Annotated in this window: 19 protein-coding genes and 1 tRNA gene; 19 read left to right on the forward strand and 1 reads right to left on the reverse strand. The window is 63.5% G+C overall.

Annotation, left to right across the window (positions count from 1 at the left end; all coding sequences use genetic code 11):
* Nucleotides 1-57 precede the first annotated feature (57 nt).
* Nucleotides 58-429 carry an Hsp20/alpha crystallin family protein gene (locus tag J2X92_RS15670; RefSeq protein WP_307576883.1) on the reverse strand — a complete coding sequence of 124 codons (372 nt, stop codon included), beginning with the start codon at nt 427-429 and terminating at the stop codon, nt 58-60.
* 122 nt (nt 430-551) lie between these two features.
* Here J2X92_RS15670 and J2X92_RS15675 point away from each other — a divergent pair, with 122 nt between their 5' ends.
* The 19 genes from J2X92_RS15675 (at nt 552) to nuoK (ending at nt 18114) form a co-directional block, all read left to right on the forward strand.
* Entirely contained in the window at nt 552-1850 is a 1299-nt protein-coding gene (locus J2X92_RS15675; protein WP_307576884.1) for a branched-chain amino acid ABC transporter substrate-binding protein, read from the forward strand.
* A gap of 11 nt (nt 1851-1861) precedes the next feature.
* Nucleotides 1862-3019, forward strand: a complete 1158-nt coding sequence (locus J2X92_RS15680; RefSeq protein ID WP_307576885.1) for a pyridoxal phosphate-dependent aminotransferase — start codon at nt 1862-1864, stop codon at nt 3017-3019.
* 232 nt (nt 3020-3251) lie between these two features.
* Entirely contained in the window at nt 3252-3518 is a 267-nt protein-coding gene (gene rpsO, locus J2X92_RS15685) for a 30S ribosomal protein S15 (RefSeq protein WP_007837783.1), read from the forward strand.
* Between the two features lie 217 nt (nt 3519-3735).
* Entirely contained in the window at nt 3736-6063 is a 2328-nt protein-coding gene (gene pnp, locus J2X92_RS15690) for a polyribonucleotide nucleotidyltransferase (protein WP_307576886.1), read from the forward strand.
* Between the two features lie 96 nt (nt 6064-6159).
* The gene (locus J2X92_RS15695; protein WP_307576887.1) at nt 6160-7158 is read left to right on the forward strand and encodes an NAD(P)H-quinone oxidoreductase; all 999 of its coding nucleotides are present in this window, start codon (nt 6160-6162) and stop codon (nt 7156-7158) included.
* 13 nt (nt 7159-7171) lie between these two features.
* Nucleotides 7172-7939, forward strand: coding sequence for a triose-phosphate isomerase (gene tpiA, locus J2X92_RS15700; protein ID WP_307576888.1), 768 nt, complete (start codon nt 7172-7174; stop codon nt 7937-7939).
* 40 nt (nt 7940-7979) lie between these two features.
* Nucleotides 7980-8396: a preprotein translocase subunit SecG gene (secG, locus tag J2X92_RS15705; protein WP_307576889.1), complete on the forward strand. Its 417-nt coding sequence runs from the start codon at nt 7980-7982 to the stop codon at nt 8394-8396.
* Nucleotides 8397-8513: 117 nt separating this feature from the next.
* Nucleotides 8514-8598, forward strand: a tRNA-Leu gene (locus J2X92_RS15710).
* A gap of 68 nt (nt 8599-8666) precedes the next feature.
* Complete coding sequence (locus J2X92_RS15715; RefSeq protein WP_055805154.1) at nt 8667-9026, forward strand: NADH-quinone oxidoreductase subunit A; 360 nt, start codon at nt 8667-8669, stop codon at nt 9024-9026.
* 15 nt (nt 9027-9041) lie between these two features.
* Entirely contained in the window at nt 9042-9521 is a 480-nt protein-coding gene (locus tag J2X92_RS15720) for a NuoB/complex I 20 kDa subunit family protein (RefSeq protein ID WP_012748606.1), read from the forward strand.
* A gap of 14 nt (nt 9522-9535) precedes the next feature.
* Nucleotides 9536-10147, forward strand: a complete 612-nt coding sequence (locus tag J2X92_RS15725) for an NADH-quinone oxidoreductase subunit C (RefSeq protein ID WP_307576890.1) — start codon at nt 9536-9538, stop codon at nt 10145-10147.
* Between the two features lies 1 nt (nt 10148).
* Nucleotides 10149-11402 (forward strand): NADH-quinone oxidoreductase subunit D, encoded by a 1254-nt coding sequence (locus J2X92_RS15730; protein WP_307576891.1) that lies wholly within the window; start codon nt 10149-10151, stop codon nt 11400-11402.
* A gap of 10 nt (nt 11403-11412) precedes the next feature.
* Complete coding sequence (locus J2X92_RS15735; protein ID WP_235505149.1) at nt 11413-11970, forward strand: NADH-quinone oxidoreductase subunit NuoE family protein; 558 nt, start codon at nt 11413-11415, stop codon at nt 11968-11970.
* Entirely contained in the window at nt 11970-13310 is a 1341-nt protein-coding gene (gene nuoF / locus J2X92_RS15740; RefSeq protein WP_055805162.1) for an NADH-quinone oxidoreductase subunit NuoF, read from the forward strand. The genes J2X92_RS15735 and nuoF overlap by 1 nt, the downstream gene beginning before the upstream one ends.
* A 20-nt stretch (nt 13311-13330) precedes the next feature.
* Nucleotides 13331-15493, forward strand: coding sequence for an NADH-quinone oxidoreductase subunit NuoG (gene nuoG, locus J2X92_RS15745; protein WP_307576892.1), 2163 nt, complete (start codon nt 13331-13333; stop codon nt 15491-15493).
* Nucleotides 15490-16566: an NADH-quinone oxidoreductase subunit NuoH gene (gene nuoH, locus J2X92_RS15750; RefSeq protein WP_307576893.1), complete on the forward strand. Its 1077-nt coding sequence runs from the start codon at nt 15490-15492 to the stop codon at nt 16564-16566. Before nuoG ends, nuoH begins: the two co-directional genes overlap by 4 nt.
* Nucleotides 16567-16583: 17 nt before the next feature.
* Nucleotides 16584-17105 carry an NADH-quinone oxidoreductase subunit NuoI gene (nuoI, locus tag J2X92_RS15755; protein WP_055805171.1) on the forward strand — a complete coding sequence of 174 codons (522 nt, stop codon included), beginning with the start codon at nt 16584-16586 and terminating at the stop codon, nt 17103-17105.
* 38 nt (nt 17106-17143) lie between these two features.
* A complete protein-coding gene (locus J2X92_RS15760; protein WP_307576894.1) occupies nt 17144-17809 on the forward strand; it encodes an NADH-quinone oxidoreductase subunit J in 666 nt (221 codons plus the stop codon).
* On the forward strand, nt 17806-18114 hold the full coding sequence (gene nuoK, locus J2X92_RS15765) for an NADH-quinone oxidoreductase subunit NuoK (protein ID WP_012748597.1): 309 nt from the start codon (nt 17806-17808) through the stop codon (nt 18112-18114). Before J2X92_RS15760 ends, nuoK begins: the two co-directional genes overlap by 4 nt.
* Nucleotides 18115-18118 lie beyond the last annotated feature (4 nt).

Below are 18118 nucleotides of genomic sequence, written 5' to 3' on the forward strand. Positions count from 1 at the left end.
GCGAACAAAGTCAAAAACAAAAGTTAACGACACTTTCCTCTCGGGGGCTTTGCGAGCTCAGCTGATCTGCAACGCAGAAACTTGGCTAGCAGGCACCTTTTTGCCGAGCTTCAGCGTGAGTACGCCGTTTTCGAGCTTGGCTTCGCTGGCAGCCACGTCGATGTCCAGCGGCAGCTCGTACGCAGCCTTGAATTGGCGCTTGGCTTCGGCCTTGCTGTCGACGCGAACCACGGCACCTTCGATGCCAATGGTGAGGTCTTCGCGCGAGAAGCCCGGCACATCGAGGGAGAGCGTCCAGCTCTTTTCGTCCTGTTCGACGAGCGGCGAGCGGCTGGCTCCGGTGAAGGCTTCGTTGACGAAGCGCTCGAAGGCGCGATCGTACGAACGGGGAGCGAAGCGGGCCGTGCGAAGGGTGGGGGCGAAAAACATGTGAGAACTCCTGAATGAACACAATGGGGACAAGGAATGTGTGTCCCTTACACTGCGCGGCCATTCAATCCTGAGTGCCGCTTGACACCTCATCTAGGCATGGCCGCACCCGTTTCAAGACAATGAACCCCCCCTTTATTTGGCGCCGCAAGGCCTTGAAATTTGCAGCGCTGGCGCTATGCGCAACGCCCTTTGCGGCGCTAGCCCAGACGCCCACGGCACCGCCAGCGCCCATTCGCCTTGCATTGATCGAGAGCATGAGCGGTCCGTTCGCCAATACGGGCGAGGCGGTCTTCCGCAACCTGCTGTGGGCCGTGGAGCGCGTCAATGCGCGCGGCGGTGTCAAGCTGCCGGGCGTGCCTGGTGGCGCACGGCCGCTGCAGCTCGATCGCTACGACAGCAAGGGACAGAACGAAGAGGCACTGTCAGCCCTGCGCGCCGCGATGGACGACGGCGCTCGCATCGTGCTGCAGGGCAACTCGTCAGCCACCGCCGCGGCACTGGTCGATGCCATCGAGAAGAACAACGAGCGCGATCCCTCGCGGCGCGTGATTTTTCTCAACTACGCGGCCGTCGATCCGGTGCTCACCAACGAGCGCTGCAGCTTCTGGCACTTTCGCTTCGATGCCCATGCCGACATGCGCGTGGCCGCGCTGATGGAAGTGGTGAAGGACGATGCGGCGCTCAAGCGCGCGTATCTCATCGGGCAAGACTACAGCTTTGGCCAGGCGGTGCTGCGCGAATCGAAACGCCAGCTGGGCGTGCAGCGGCCGGACGTGGAAATCGTCGGGGACGAGCTGCACCCGATGGGCCGGGTGAAGGACTTCGCGCCCTACGCCAGCAAGATCCTTGCGAGCGGCGCGCAGGCGGTGTTCACCGGCAATTGGGGCAACGACCTCACGCTGCTGGTGAAGGCAGCGCGCGAGGCCGGCTTCAACGGCACCTTCTACACCTTCTATGGCAACGCGCTGGGCGCGCCCGCCGCCATTGGCGATGCCGGCATCGGCCGCGTGATTGCGGTGGCCGACTGGCTGCCCAACGTGCAGACCGCGCAGTCCGAGGCGTTCTACCGCGCCTTCCGCACGCGCTTTCCCAAGCCGGCCGACGACTACGTGCACATGCGCATGCAGCTGCTCGTGGAATCGCTGGCGCAGTCGATCGAACGCGCGGGCAGTGTCGACGCGGTGGCCGTGGCGCGCGCGCTCGAGCAGGCCGACGTGACCCTCTATGGGCAGCGCGGCCGCATGCGAGCGGCCGACCATCAGTTTCAGCAGCAGCTCGTGGTCGGCGTGATGGACAAGCTGGGCAAGCCCGGCGTTCAGTTCGACGTGGAAGGTTCGGGCTACGGCTTTCGCGTGATCAAGACCATTGCCCCCGAGCGCGCCGAACTGCCGACCAGCTGCAAAATGAAAAGAATCTAGGAAACGAAGACATGCGCGAAGCCATTCACAACCTCGAAGCCTCCAAGATCCGGGAGGTTGCCAATGCCGGGCTCGGCCGCGACGACGTGCTCGCGTTCTGGTTCGGAGAAAGCGACGAGGTCACGCCCGAGGTGATCCGCCAGGCGGCCATCGACTCCCTGCAGCGCGGCGAAACCTTCTATGCGCACAACCTCGGGCTGCCCGAACTGCGCGAGGCGATTGCCGGCTACACCAGCAAGCTGCATCCCAAGGTCGATGCGTCGCGCATCGCCGTCACCTCCGGCGGCGTCAGCGCGCTGATGCTGGCGGTGCAGGCGCTGGTCGATGCGGGTGACGAGGTGGTCGCGGTCACGCCGGTGTGGCCCAACCTGACGGCGCAGCCCGCGATCCTCGGCGCCCACGTGCGCACGGTGTCGCTGGTGCCCGCCAACGGCGAATGGACGCTCGACATGGCTGCGCTGCGCAAGGCGGTCACGCCGAAGACGAAGCTGCTGATCGTCAATGCGCCCAACAACCCCACCGGCTGGACCATGACGCGCCAAGAGCAGCAGGCTGTGCTCGACCACTGCCGCGAAAACGGCACCTGGATCCTGGCCGACGAGGTGTACGAGCGCCTTTACTTCGAACCCACGCCAAACTCCTGCGCACCCAGCTTCCTCGACATCTCCAGGCCCGACGACCGGCTGGTGGTGACGCACAGCTTCTCCAAGAGCTTCCTCATGACCGGGTGGCGCCTGGGCTGGCTCGTGCTGCCGCCCGCGCTGGTCGAGGGCATCGGCAAGCTGATCGAGTTCAACACCTCCTGCGCCAGCGTCTTCACCCAGCGCGCCGCCGTTGCCGCCATCGAACACACCGCCGAGATCACACCCCGCGTGGTGGCCCATCTGAAGCAGTGCCGCGACACCCTGGTACCGCTCCTGGTCGCACTGCCCGGCGTGCAGGTGGCCCCCGCCAAGGGCGGCATGTACGCCTTCTTCCGCCTCGAGGGCTTCGGCGACTCCCTCGCCCTGGCCAAGCGCCTGGTCGTCGAAGCCGGCCTCGGCCTGGCCCCCGGCAATGCCTTCGCCCCCGAAGCCCAAGGCTGGCTGCGCTGGTGCTTCGCCTCCAAGGACCCTCAGCGCCTGGTTCAGGGCGTCGAGCGCCTGAAAACCTGGCTGTCCAAGCAGTAGCAAAAACCGCCGGGGCGAGGCCAAAGGCGAGCCGCCCATTCCAGGGATGCCGCGGAACCGGCTTTGCCGGGCCGCTGGCATCGCCCCCGGTAGGGGGAGGGAGGAGCGACACGAAGTGCGCGGAGCCTGGGGGCGAGCTATAATCCCATGGCTTTGCATGCCGCAAGGCGCACGGTGAGGGCAGTTCCAGCGCTCACCGCAAGTCAAACATCCCGGAACAAGGAAAATTCACATGATCGCAGCCTCCATCAAGGCCGAAGTCGTCAAGGACAACGCCCGCGCCGCCAACGACACCGGTAGCCCGGAAGTGCAAGTTGCACTGCTGACCGCCCGTATCAACGAGCTCACCCCCCACTTCAAGACGCACGCCAAGGACCACCATGGCCGTCGCGGCCTGCTGCGCATGGTGAGCCGCCGCCGCAAGCTCCTGGACTACCTCAAGTCCAAGGACGCCGACCGCTACACCGCGCTGATCGCCAAGCTGGGTCTGCGCAAGTAAACCGAATCGCATGAAAAAACGCCTGGGTTAGTACGCTAGCTCAGGCGTTTTTTACTTCGCGATCCCACTTTCGGAGTGCCAAAACAGAGCGAAGCTGTGTCATTCCAATGAAGTTCCCGCCGAGCTTCGCTGGAATGGCATCGTGTTCTGAGAAGCCTCCGTCCCTGCGGAACCTGTACCGAATACAGGCGTTTCGCTATCAAAACAGGAGCAAAACATGAGCCTCTTCAACAAAGTCACCAAGTCCTTCCAGTGGGGCGACAAGACCGTCGTCATGGAAACGGGTGAAATCGCCCGTCAGGCAAGTGGCGCCGTGGTGGTCGACATCGACGGCACCGTGATCCTCGCGACCGTGGTCGCCTCCAAGACCGCCAAGCCGGGCCAGGACTTCTTCCCGCTGACCGTCGACTACATCGAAAAGACCTACGCCGCGGGCAAGATCCCTGGCAGCTTCTTCAAGCGCGAAGCCAAGCCCAGCGAACATGAAACCCTGACCAGCCGCCTGATCGACCGTCCGATCCGCCCGCTGTTCCCCGAAGGTTTCTTGAACGAAGTGCACGTGGTCATCCACACGCTGTCGCTCAACCCCGAAGTCGACGCCGACATCGCCGCCATGATCGGCGTGAGCGCTGCACTGTCGATTTCCGGCATTCCGTTCACCGGCCCGATCGGCGCTGCGCGCGTGGGCTACATCAACGGCCAGTACGTGCTGAATCCGGGCCAGACCGCCCGCAAGGATTCGCAGATGGACCTCGTCGTTGCCGGCACCGAAGCCGCCGTGCTGATGGTCGAATCCGAAGCACAGCAACTCAGCGAAGAAATCATGCTGGGCGGCGTGGTGTTCGGTCACGAACAAGCCAACATCGCGATCAACGCGATTCATGAACTCGTGCGCGACGCTGGCAAGCCGGTGTGGGACTGGCAAGCGCCGGCCGAAGACGAAGCCTTCGTTGCCAAGGTCAAGAGCCTGGCCGAAGAAAAGCTGCGCGCCGTCTATCAAATCCGCAGCAAGCAAGCCCGCACGCAAGCCCTGCGCGAAGCCAATGCCAGCGTGATGAACACGCTGAAGGAAAGCGGCGAATCCTTCGACGCCGGCAAGGTCAACGACCTGCTGTTCTCGATCGAATCGAAGATCGTCCGCAGCCAGATTCTGTCGGGCGAACCCCGCATCGACGGCCGCGACACGCGCACCGTGCGTCCCATCGAGATCCGCAACTCCGTGCTGCCGCGCACCCACGGCTCGGCGCTGTTCACGCGCGGCGAGACGCAGGGCCTGGTCATCACCACGCTTGGCACCGAACGCGACGCACAGCGCATCGACGCTCTGGCGGGCGAGTACGAAGACCGCTTCCTGTTCCACTACAACATGCCTCCCTTTGCCACCGGCGAAGTGGGCCGCATGGGCTCGACCAAGCGCCGCGAAATCGGCCACGGCCGCCTGGCCAAGCGCGCACTCGTCGCCGTGCTGCCGACCAAGGAAGAATTCCCGTACACCATTCGCGTGGTGTCGGAAATCACCGAATCGAACGGCTCTTCGTCGATGGCTTCGGTCTGCGGCGGCTGCCTGTCGATGATGGACGCCGGTGTGCCGATGAAGGCCCACGTCGCCGGTATCGCCATGGGACTCATCAAGGAAGACAACCGCTTTGCGGTGCTGACCGACATCCTGGGCGACGAAGATCACCTGGGCGACATGGACTTCAAGGTGGCCGGCACGACCAACGGCATCACCGCGCTGCAGATGGACATCAAGATCCAGGGCATCACCAAGGAAATCATGCAGGTCGCACTGGCGCAGGCCAAGGAAGCGCGCATGCACATCCTGGGCAAGATGCAAGAAGCCATGGGCGAAGCCAAGACCGAGGTGTCGCAGTTCGCACCGCGCCTGACCACGCTCAAGATCAACCCCGAGAAGATCCGCGACGTGATCGGCAAGGGCGGCGCGGTCATCCGCGGCCTGCAGGAAGAAACCGGCACGACGATCAACATCGACGAAGACGGCACCATCACCATCGCCTCGACCGATCCGGAAAAGGCCGAGTTCGCCAAGCGGCGCATCGAACAGATCACTGCCGAAGTCGAAATCGGCAAGGTCTACGAAGGCCCGGTCACCAAGATCCTGGACTTCGGCGCGCTCATCAACCTCTTGCCTGGCAAGGACGGCCTGCTGCACATCAGCCAGATCGCGCACGAGCGCGTCGAGAAGGTGACCGACTATCTGAGCGAAGGCCAGATCGTCAAGGTCAAGGTTCTCGAGACGGACGAAAAGGGCCGCGTCAAGCTGTCCATGAAGGCCCTGGCCGAGCGTCCGGCCGGCATGGAGTACCAGGAGCGCGCACCGCGTGAAGACCGTGGCGACCGCGGTGATCGCGGCGGCGAGCGCCGCGAGCGCTCGGACCGTGGCGACCGTGGCGGTGATCGCGGTGGCGATCGCGGCGAACGCGCGCCGCGTTTCAACAACGAGCAACAACAGCAGCCCCGCAACGAGCAGCCCCAGGCTCCCGTCGGCGAGCCGCAGTACGCACCGCGCGAGCCGCAAGAGTAAGTAAGTAGGGAAGGGTGCAACGGCAGCTTTGCCGTTGCCATCTTTTTGAACAGCTAACCACGCTCGCACGCGGGCGTTCGTTGCAGGCCAAAGACCATGAAAGCCATTGAAATCACTTCGTACGGCGCCCCTGAGGTGCTGCGCGCCGTGGAGCGTCCTGATCCGGTGGCCGGTGCGGGCGAGTTGCTGATTCGCGTCGCGGCCAGCGGTGTGAACCGTCCGGACGTGCTGCAGCGCAAGGGGCACTATCCGGTGCCGCCGGGCGCTTCGGACCTGCCGGGCCTCGAGGTGGCCGGCGAGATCGTGTCGGGCGATGCCGCAGCTTTGGCCGAAGCGGGTTTCAAGATCGGCGACCGCGTCTGCGCGCTGATCGCGGGCGGTGGCTATGCACAGCTGTGCGTGGCGCCCGTGGCGCAATGCCTGCCGGTGCCCAAGGGCTGGAGCGACACCGAGGCAGCGTCGCTGCCCGAGACCTTCTTCACCGTCTGGAGCAACGTGTTCGAGCGGGGTCGCCTGCAAAAGGGCGAGACCCTGCTGATCCAGGGCGGATCCAGCGGCATCGGCGTGACGGCCATCCAGATCGCCAAGGCGCTGGGTGCGACTGTGATCGTCACGGCCGGCAGCGACGACAAGTGCGAAGCCTGCAAGGCACTGGGCGCGGACCACGCCATCAACTACCGCACGAGCGATTTCGCCGAAGAGGCGAAGAAGCTCACCGGCGGCAAGGGCGTGGACGTGATTCTCGATATGGTGGCCGGTGACTACGTGGCCCGTGAGATCGAATGCATGGCTGAGGACGGCCGGCTCGTGATCATCGCGGTGCAGGGCGGCGTCAAGAGCGACTTCAACGCGGGCCTGGTACTGCGCAAGCGGCTGGTGATCACCGGCTCGACGCTGCGTCCGCGGCCCGTGGCGTTCAAGGGCGCCATTGCCAAGGCGCTGCGCGAAAAGGTCTGGCCGCTGCTCGAAAGCGGAGCGGTCAAGCCCGTGATCCACAGCACTTTTGCGGCGGATGGCGAACCCAATGGCGCGGCCAAGGCGCATGCGCTGATGGAATCCAACCAGCACATCGGCAAGATCGTGCTGACATGGTGAGGGGCAACAACACATGACGACAACCAAGAAGAAGCTGATTGCGGGCAACTGGAAGATGAACGGCGGCCTGGCTGCCAACGAGGCGCTCGTGAAGGCGCTGCAGCAGGGCCTGGCCGCGTCGCCGGCCAGCTGCGACATCGCGCTTTGCGCACCAGCCCCGTACTTCGCCCAACTGCAAGCGCTGCTGGCGGGCTCTACGGCCATGGCGCTGGGCGCACAGGATATTTCGGCGCACCCGCAAGGTGCGTTCACGGGCGAACAATCGGCGGCCATGCTGAAGGAATTCGGCGTGCGCTATGCGATCGTCGGCCATTCGGAGCGCCGGCAATACCACGGCGAGACTGACGAAGCGGTGGCGGCCAAGACAGCGGCTGCGCTCGCAAACGGCATCACGCCGATCGTCTGCGTGGGTGAAACGCTGGCCGAGCGCGAAGCTGGGCATACCGAAGAAGTCGTCAAGCGTCAGCTGGCCGCGGTGATCCACGTCAACGGCCATTGCATCAGCGAAATCGTCGTGGCCTACGAGCCGGTCTGGGCCATTGGCACGGGCAAGACGGCCACGCCGGAACAAGCGCAGGCGGTGCACGCCGTGCTGCGTGCGCAACTGCACCACGCCGCCAGCGAACACGCGGCCGGAATCTGCATTCTTTATGGCGGCAGCATGAACGCGGCCAACGCCGCACAGCTGCTTTCCCAGGCCGACATCGACGGCGGCCTCATTGGCGGTGCCTCCCTCAAGGCCCCCGACTTTTTGCAGATCATTTCCGCTGCCGCTCGCTGAACGCGAGCCGCGGCTGCCATCAAATTAGGAGTAAGAACGAATGAATGTGGTCCTCAATCTTCTGGTCGGCGTGCAAATGCTGTCGGCCCTTGCAATGATCGGGTTGATCCTGATCCAGCACGGCAAGGGCGCCGACATGGGCGCGGCCTTCGGCAGCGGCAGCGCCGGCAGCCTGTTCGGTGCCAGCGGCAGCGCGAATTTCCTTTCGCGCACCACGGCCGTCCTGGCGGCGGTGTTCTTTGCCTGCACGCTGCTCCTGGCCTACTTCAGCCATGCGCGTCCCTCGGGCGGCGGTAGCCTGCTGGAGCGCGCCGCAGTGGGGGCGCCCGCTGCGCCCGCATCCAGTGCCGCAGGTCAGATTCCTTCGGGGACTTCGGGTGCCGCGGTGCCGGCCAAGCCGCCCGCTTCGGCGCCTGCCGCACCGGTTTCGGGCCCGGGCCAGATCCCGAGCAAATAATCAAGTTGTTTTCATGAAGTCGCCAGCGAGAAACGGCTTCATTTCAGGGTAAACTCTAAAGCTGTTCGGAAAGCCAAACACCTTTCCAGGTACCTCATGCCATCCGAACAAAAAACCGCGGTCGTGGTGAAATTGGTAGACACGCTATCTTGAGGGGGTAGTGGCGAAAGCTGTGCGAGTTCGAGTCTCGCCGACCGCACCAAATCTCACTGGCAGAAAACCTCATTCAGAGCGTTTTCCTGCCGGTGGCAAGCGGTGAAAAATCTCCCGATGAACCTCGATTCCTATCTCCCCGTCCTTTTGTTCATTCTGGTCGGTGTCGGTGTAGGTGTCGCACCGCAAGTCATCGGCTACATCCTGGGTCCCAATCGGCCCGACGCAGCGAAGAACGCTCCCTACGAGTGCGGCTTCGAGGCTTTCGAGGATGCGCGCATGAAATTCGACGTGCGCTATTACCTCGTCGCCATTCTCTTCATCCTGTTCGATCTCGAGATTGCCTTTCTCTTTCCGTGGGCCATCGCGCTCAAGGAAATCGGCGCCGTCGGCTTCTGGGCCATGATGATCTTTCTCGCCATCCTCGTCGTGGGCTTTGTCTACGAGTGGAAAAAAGGCGCGCTCGACTGGGAATGACAAGGAATCGACAAAATGGCCATTGAAGGCGTCATGAAGGAAGGCTTCGTCACCACCACCTACGACTCGGTGGTGAACTGGGCGAAGACCGGATCACTCTGGCCGATGACTTTCGGTCTGGCTTGCTGCGCGGTCGAAATGATGCATGCGGGCGCGGCCCGCTACGACATCGACCGTTTCGGCATGCTGTTTCGGCCCAGCCCCCGCCAGTCCGATCTGATGATCGTGGCCGGCACGCTGTGCAACAAGATGGCGCCGGCGCTGCGCAAGGTCTACGACCAGATGCCGGAGCCGCGCTGGGTGCTCTCGATGGGCTCGTGCGCCAACGGCGGTGGCTATTACCACTACAGCTATTCGGTGGTGCGCGGCTGCGACCGCATCGTGCCTGTCGACGTTTATGTGCCGGGTTGCCCGCCCACCGCCGAAGCCTTGCTCTACGGCGTGATCCAGCTGCAGCAGAAGATTCGCCGCACCAACACCATTGCCCGCGCCTGAGGGGATTGCCGACGATGACTGACTTTGCAATATCGCCGGAGGTGCTGCGCGCCACCATCGCCGAAACGCTCGGCGCCCGCGCCAAGAGCGTGACGCTCGCGTTGGGCGAGGTGACCGTGGTAGTCGGCGCTGCCGACTACATCGAAGTCGCCACGATGCTGCGCGACGCGCCCGGCTGCCGCTTCGAGCAGCTGATCGACCTCTGCGGCATGGACTACTCCGACTACCGCGAAGGCGAGTGGCAGGGCGAGCGCTATTGCGTCGTCACGCATCTGCTTTCGGTGAGTCTCAACCAGCGCGTGCGCCTCAAGGTGTTTGCGCCCAGCGAGGACTTGCCGGTGGTCGATTCGCTCCAGCCCGTCTGGAACGCTGCCACCTGGTTCGAGCGCGAGGCCTTCGACCTCTACGGCATCGTGTTCGAAGGTCACGATGACCTGCGCCGCATCCTGACCGACTACGGCTTCATCGGCCATCCGTTCCGCAAGGACTTCCCGGTGTCCGGCCACGTTGAAATGCGCTACGACGAAGAGCAGAAGCGCGTCGTCTACCAGCCGGTATCGATCGAGCCCCGCGAAATCACGCCGCGCGTGATCCGCGAAGACAACTACGGCAGCGGTTTGCACTGATATGGCCGAAATCAAGAACTACACCCTTAACTTCGGTCCCCAGCATCCTGCAGCGCACGGCGTGCTGCGCCTGGTGCTTGAGCTCGACGGCGAAGTGATCCAGCGCGCCGATCCGCACATCGGCCTGTTGCACCGCGCAACCGAAAAGCTCGCGGAATCGCGCACCTTCATCCAGTCGCTGCCGTACATGGACCGTCTCGACTACGTGTCGATGATGAGCAACGAGCACGCCTACTGCCTCGCCATCGAGCGGATGATGGGCCTGGACGTGCCCATTCGCGCGCAATACATCCGCGTGATGTTCGCCGAGATCACCCGCCTGCTGAACCACCTCCTGTGGCTCGGTGCGCACGGGCTCGATTGCGGTGCGATGAACATGCTCATCTACTGCTTCCGCGAGCGCGAAGACCTGTTCGACATGTACGAAGCCGTGTCGGGCGCGCGCATGCATGCGGCGTACTTCCGCCCGGGCGGCGTCTACCGCGACCTGCCGGACGCGATGCCGCAGTACAAGGTCAGCAAGATCAAGAACGCGAAGGCGATCGAACGTCTCAACGAGAACCGCCAGGGCTCGCTGCTCGACTTCGTCGACGACTTCTGCAAGCGCTTCCCCAAGATGGTCGACGAGTACGAAACGCTGCTCACCGACAACCGCATCTGGAAGCAGCGCACCGTGGGCATCGGCGTCGTGACGCCGGAGCGCGCGCTGAACCTCGGCTTCACCGGCCCCATGCTGCGCGGCTCGGGCATCGAATGGGACTTGCGCAAGAAGCAGCCCTACGACGTCTACGACCAGATGCAGTTCGACGTGCCGGTCGGCAAGACCGGCGACTGCTACGACCGCTACCTCGTGCGCGTGGAAGAAATGCGCCAGGCCAACAAGATCATCCAGCAGTGCTCGGCCTGGCTGCGCGCCAACCCCGGCCCGGTGATCACCAGCAACCACAAGGTTGCAGCGCCCGCACGCGAATCGATGAAGGCGAACATGGAGGAGCTGATCCACCATTTCAAGCTCTTCACCGAAGGCTTCCACGTGCCCGAAGGCGAGGCGTATGCCGCCGTCGAGCACCCGAAGGGCGAGTTTGGCATCTATCTGGTGAGCGACGGCGCCAACAAGCCGTACCGCCTGAAGATCCGGGCCCCCGGCTTCCCGCACCTTGCCGCCCTCGACGAAATGTCGCGCGGCCACATGATCGCCGACGCTGTCGCGGTGATCGGCACGATGGACATCGTGTTCGGCGAAATCGACAGGTGAGAAAGAGCGAATGACGACTTCCTCGACCCACCATGACACGGCGCCTTCGGCGCCTTCTGCTCCTCTGAAGCCCGCGATTCTCGAGCGCTTTGCGCGCGAAGTCGCCAAGTACCCTGAAGCCGGCAAGCAGTCGGCCGTGATGGCCTGCCTGGCCATCGTCCAGCAGGATGAAGGCTTCATCAGCATGCAGCGCGAGCGCGAGATCGCCGAGTACCTTGGCATGGCGCCCATTGCCGTGCACGAGGTCACGACCTTCTACAACATGTACAACCAGCACCCGGTGGGCAAGTTCAAGCTCAACGTGTGCACCAACCTGCCGTGCCAGCTGCGCGACGGCGTCACCGCGCTGGTCCACCTCGAGAAGAAGCTCGGCATCAAGATGGGCGAGACCACGGCCGACGGCCTGTTCACTCTGCAGCAGAGCGAGTGCCTGGGCGCCTGCGCCGATTCGCCCGTGATGCTGGTCAACGACCGCACCATGTGCAGCTTCATGAGCAACGAGAAGCTCGACCAGCTCATCGACGGATTGCGTGCCTCCACCGGCACCACCAAAGGGGAGGCCGCGTGATGTCGCCCGAACAAGTGCTTCAGCAATTTCAGGCGACGGGCGTTCAGACCTGTTTCCATGACCGCCACATCGAGCCGCAGATCTATGCCGGCCTCGACGGTACCAACTGGCGCCTGGCCGACTACGAAGCGCGCGGCGGCTACAAGGCGCTGCGCAAGATCCTGACCGAGGGCCTCACGCCCGACCAGGTCATTGCCGAAGTCAAGGCCTCGGGCCTGCGCGGCCGCGGCGGCGCGGGTTTTCCAACCGGCCTTAAGTGGAGCTTCATGCCCCGCCAATTCCCGGGCCAGAAGTACCTCGTCTGCAATTCGGACGAAGGCGAGCCGGGGACGTGCAAGGACCGCGACATCCTGCAGTTCAACCCGCACATCGTGATCGAAGGCATGGCCATTGCTGCGTATGCAATGGGCATCAGCGTAGGCTACAACTACATCCACGGCGAGATCTTCCAGACCTACGACCGCTTCGAGGAAGCCCTCGAAGAAGCGCGCGCCGCCGGCTATCTCGGCGACAAGATCATGGGCAGCACGTACAACTTCCAGTTGCACGCCGCCCACGGTTTCGGCGCCTACATCTGCGGCGAGGAAACCGCGTTGCTCGAATCGCTCGAAGGCAAGAAGGGCCAGCCGCGCTTCAAGCCGCCGTTCCCGGCGAGCTTTGGCCTCTACGGCAAGCCGACCACCATCAACAACACCGAGACCTTTGCGGCGGTGCCCTGGATCATCAACAACGGCGGCGTGGCTTACCTCGAGTGCGGCAAGCCGAACAACGGCGGCACCAAGATCTATTCGGTGAGCGGTGACGTCGAACTGCCTGGCAACTACGAAGTGCCCATGGGCACGCCGTTCTCCAAGCTGCTGGAGCTGTGCGGCGGTGTTCGCAAGGGCCGCACGCTCAAGGCTGTGATCCCTGGCGGATCGTCGTCGCCGGTGCTGCCTGCGTCCATCATGATGGAATGCACGATGGACTACGACTCCATCGCCAAGGCCGGCTCCATGCTCGGTTCGGGCGCCGTCATCGTCATGGACGACAGCCGCTCGATGGTCGAGTCGCTCCGGCGCCTCTCGTACTTCTACATGCACGAGTCCTGCGGCCAGTGCACGCCTTGCCGCGAAGGCACGGGCTGGCTCTACCGCGTGGTGGACCGCATCCACAACGGGCAGGGCAGGGCGTCCGACATGGACTTGCTCAATTCCGTGGCAGACAACATTCAGGGCCGCACGATCTGCGCCCTCGGCGACGCGGCGGCCATGCCGGTGCGCGCGATGATCAAGCACTTCCGTCACGAGTTCGAGGCCTTGATTCCGGGTTACGTCCCGAAAGCGCCCGTCCAGGCCTGAGCGCGAGAAGAAACATACTCATGATCGAAATCGAACTCGACGGCAAGAAGGTCGAAGTGACCGAAGGCAGCATGGTGATGCATGCGGCCGACAAGGCGGGCACCTACATCCCGCACTTCTGCTATCACAAGAAGCTCAGCATCGCGGCCAATTGCCGCATGTGCTTGGTCGACGTGGAAAAAGCGCCCAAGCCGATGCCGGCCTGCGCCACGCCCGTCACGCAGGGCATGATCGTTCGCACCAAGAGCGAGAAGGCGATCAAGGCGCAGCAGTCGGTCATGGAGTTTCTCCTGATCAACCACCCGCTGGATTGCCCCATCTGCGACCAGGGCGGCGAGTGCCAGCTGCAAGATTTGGCGGTGGGCTACGGCGGCTCTTCTTCGCGCTACGAAGAAGAAAAGCGCGTCGTCTTCCACAAGGACGTCGGCCCGCTGATCAGCATGGAAGAAATGAGCCGCTGCATTCATTGCACGCGCTGCGTCCGCTTCGGCCAGGAAGTGGCCGGCGTGATGGAGCTCGGCATGACGCAACGCGGCGAGCACTCCGAAATCGAAACCTTCCTCGGCGATTCGGTCGACTCCGAACTGTCGGGCAACATGATCGACATCTGCCCGGTCGGCGCGCTCACGAGCAAGCCGTTCCGCTACAGCGCCCGCACCTGGGAGCTGTCGCGCCGCAAGTCGGTGAGCCCGCATGATTCCACCGGCGCCAACCTGATCGTCCAAGTCAAGAACAACCGCGTGATGCGCGTGGTGCCGCTCGAGAACGAAGACGTCAACGAGTGCTGGATCGCCGACCGCGACCGCTTCTCGTACGAAGGCCTCAACGGCCCGGAACGCCTCACGCAGCCCATGCTCAAGCAGGGCGGCCAATGGCACCAGGTCGACTGGCAGACCGCGCTCGAATACGTGGCCAATGGCCTCAAGCAGATCAAGGCCGACCACGGCGCGCAGAGCATCGGCACGCTGGTGAGCCCGCACAGCACGCTCGAAGAGCTGCAGCTTGCCGCCATGCTCACGCGTGAACTCGGCAGCGACAACATCGACTATCGCCTGCGCAACGCCGAATTTGCGGCGTTCGAAGGCGTTCGCTGGCTCGGCACCTCGATCGCATCGCTCACACAGCTGCAGCGCGCGCTGGTCGTCGGCTCGAATCTTCGCAAGGACCATCCGCTGTTCGCGCAGCGCGTCCGTCAGGCCGTGCGCAAGGGCGCCGCGCTGTCGGTGATCACCTCGGCCAGCCTCATGGCCGACCGCGAAGCGTGGGCCATGAACGTGGCGCAATCGACGATCGTCGAAGCCGACCAGTGGGTCGAGGCGCTGGCCGCCGTGGCCGCTGCCATCGGCCAGACCAACGGCGCCGCTGCGCCGCTGGCACCGAAGAACGCACCCGATGCCGCCGCACAAGCCATTGCAGCCTCGCTGCTGAGCGGCGAGCGCAAGGCCATCCTGCTCGGCAATGCCGCCGCCCACCACGCGCAAGCCAGCAGCCTGCTGGCCCTCGCCAACTGGATCGGCGCGCAGACCGGCGCCACCGTCGGCTACCTGACCGAAGCCGCCAACACCGTGGGCGCGCAACTCGTCGGCGCGTTCCCGAAGAACGGCGGCCTCGATGCCGGCCGCATGCTCGCCACTGGCTCAGGCCTCAAGGCCGTGCTGCTGCTCAACACTGAACCGGTGTTCGATTCAGCCGCTGGCGCCGCAGCCGCCGATGTCATCGGCAATGCGCAAATGGTCGTCACGCTGAGCCCGTTCAAAGCCAACCTCGAATTCAGCGACGTGCTGCTGCCCATCGCGCCGTTCACCGAAACGCCGGGCACATTCGTCAATGCCGAAGGCCGCGTGCAAAGTTTCCATGCCGTCGTGAAGCCGCAAGGTGAAGCGCGTCCGGCCTGGAAGGTACTGCGCGTGCTGGCCAACCTGCTCGGCTTGCCGGGCTTTGCCTTCGAATCGACCGTCGACGTGCTGCAAACCATCGGTGACAACGGCGCCGTGCCGCACAACGCCCTCAGCAATGCAACCGCCGCACAAGCGGTGGCTTCGACGGACGCGGTTTCCGCACCCGTGGTTGCGAGCATCTACCAGCTCGACTCGATCGTGCGCCGCGCGCCTTCGCTGCAACTCACTGCCGATGCGCGCAACGCACTGGCAGCACCGGCCCGTGCCGAGGAGGCCTTGGCATGATCGACGCTGTGAATGCATTCGGCCAGGGCCTGGTCCATGCACATTGGTGGACGGCCGCGGCCTGGCCCGTGATCTGGACGCTGATCAAGATCATCGTGGTCGTGCTTCCGCTGATGGGGGCCGTGGCCTACCTCACGTTGTGGGAACGCAAGGCCATCGGCTTCACGCAAATCCGCATCGGCCCCAACCGCATCGGACCGCTGGGCTTGCTGCAGCCCATCGCCGACGCGCTCAAGCTGATGACCAAGGAAATCATTCTTCCGACGGTCGCCAACAAGGGCCTGTTCCTGCTGGGCCCGATCATGACCATCATGCCGGCGCTCGTCGCGTGGGTCGTGATTCCGTTCGGTCCTGAAATGGCGCTGGCCAACATCAACGCCGGGCTGCTGTTTGTGATGGCTATCACCTCGCTCGAGGTCTATGGCGTGATCATTGCCGGCTGGGCTTCGAATTCGAAGTACGCCTTCCTGGGTGCGCTGCGCGCCTCGGCGCAGATGGTGAGCTACGAAATCGCGATGGGCTTCTGCTTCGTCGTGGTGCTGATGGTCTCGGGCAGCCTGAACATGAGCGAGATCGTGAATGTCCAGGGCAAGGGCATTTTCTTTGACATGGGCCTCAACTTCCTGTCGTGGAACTGGCTGCCGCTGCTGCCAATCTTCGTCGTCTACTTCATCTCGGGCCTGGCTGAAACCAACCGCCACCCCTTCGACGTGGTCGAAGGCGAGTCCGAAATCGTCGCGGGCCACATGATCGAGTACTCGGGCATGAGCTTTGCCATGTTCTTCCTGGCCGAGTACGCCAACATGTGGCTGGTCTCGATCTTGTGCGTGGTGCTGTTCCTCGGTGGATGGCTGCCTCCGTTCGAGTTCCTGAGCTTCATTCCCGGCTGGATCTGGCTCGGTGCCAAGACCTTCTGCGTGGTCACCATGTTCTTGTGGGTTCGCTCGACGTTCCCGCGCTTCCGCTATGACCAGATCATGCGTCTGGGCTGGAAGATCTTCATTCCGGTCACGCTCGTGTGGCTGGTCGTGGTCGGTGCCTGGATGCAGACCCCGTTCAACATCTGGAAATAACTGGAAGCGCCAACATCATGTCTGCTGCGCACACCGCAACAACGTCCGCTCCGTTCTCGCTCAAGGATTTTCTGGGCAGCTTCATGCTGTTCGAACTGTTCAAGGGCCTTGCGATCACCGGCAAATACGCTTTCGCCCGCAAGATCACGGTGCAGTTCCCCGAAGAAAAAACGCCGCTCTCGCCGCGCTTTCGCGGCCTGCATGCGCTGCGCCGCTATGAAAACGGCGAAGAACGCTGCATTGCCTGCAAGCTGTGCGAGGCCGTGTGTCCGGCGCTCGCCATCACCATCGAATCCGATGTGCGCGACGACGGCTCACGCCGCACCACGCGCTACGACATCGACCTGACCAAGTGCATTTTCTGCGGCTTCTGCGAAGAAAGCTGCCCGGTCGATTCGATCGTCGAGACCCACATCTTCGAATACCACGGCGAAAAGCGCGGCGACCTGTACTTCACCAAGGACATGCTGCTGGCCGTGGGCGACCGCTACGAAAAAGAAATTGCAGCGAACAAGGCGGCCGACGCCAAGTACCGCTGATCCCGCTCAGCCCGAACCCCGTACCAATTCGAATTCCAATGGACGTCAAGACCGGTCTGTTCTATCTCTTTGCCGTGGTGCTGCTGTTTGCAGCCTTCCGCGTCATTACCGCCCGCAATCCCGTGTACGCCGCGTTGTACCTGGTGCTGGCTTTCTTCCAGGCTTCGGCGATCTGGCTTTTGCTGCGCGCCGAATTTCTGGCGATCTCGCTCGTGCTCGTCTATGTCGGTGCGGTGATGGTGCTGTTCCTGTTCGTCGTGATGATGCTGGACATCAACGTCGACGGCCTCCGAGAGGGCTTCTGGAAGCACTTTCCGCTGGCAGCCGGCGTAGGCGCGCTCATCGCGCTCGAGATGGCCGCAGTGCTGATGGGCGGCTTCCGTCTCGGTGAAGCACCGCGTGCCATGGCGACCACCTCTGCCAACAGCTCGAACACGCTCGAACTCGGTAAGCTGCTGTATTCCGAGTACCTCTATCCGCTCGAGATTGCAGCCGTCATCCTGCTGGTGGCCATCGTGGCCGCCATTGCCTTGACGCTGCGCACCCGCAAGGACAGCAAGTACGTCAACCCGTCCGACCAGGTGCGCGTGAAGGCGCGCGACCGCGTGCGCATCGTGCAGATGCCGGTCACGCGCGCTGCCGAGCCCGTGGTGGAAGCACCCGCCGACGCAGCAGCAGCAGTGGCAAAGGAAAACAAGGCATGACGCTCACGCTCGGACACTTTCTTTCACTCGGCGCCATGCTCTTTGCGCTTTCGGTGATCGGCATTTTCCTGAACCGCAAGAACCTCATCGTGCTGCTGATGGCCATCGAGCTGATGCTGCTTGCGGTGAACATGAACTTCGTGGCGTTCTCGTATTACCTGGGCGACATGCATGGCCAGATCTTCGTGTTCTTCATCCTGACGGTGGCCGCGGCCGAGTCGGCCATCGGTCTCGCGCTGCTGGTCTTGTTGTTCCGCAACAAATCCAACATCAACGTCGACGAACTCAACTCCCTCAAGGGTTGAAAGC

This window comes from Variovorax paradoxus (genome assembly GCF_030811855.1).
Classification (GTDB): domain Bacteria; phylum Pseudomonadota; class Gammaproteobacteria; order Burkholderiales; family Burkholderiaceae_C; genus Variovorax; species Variovorax paradoxus_L.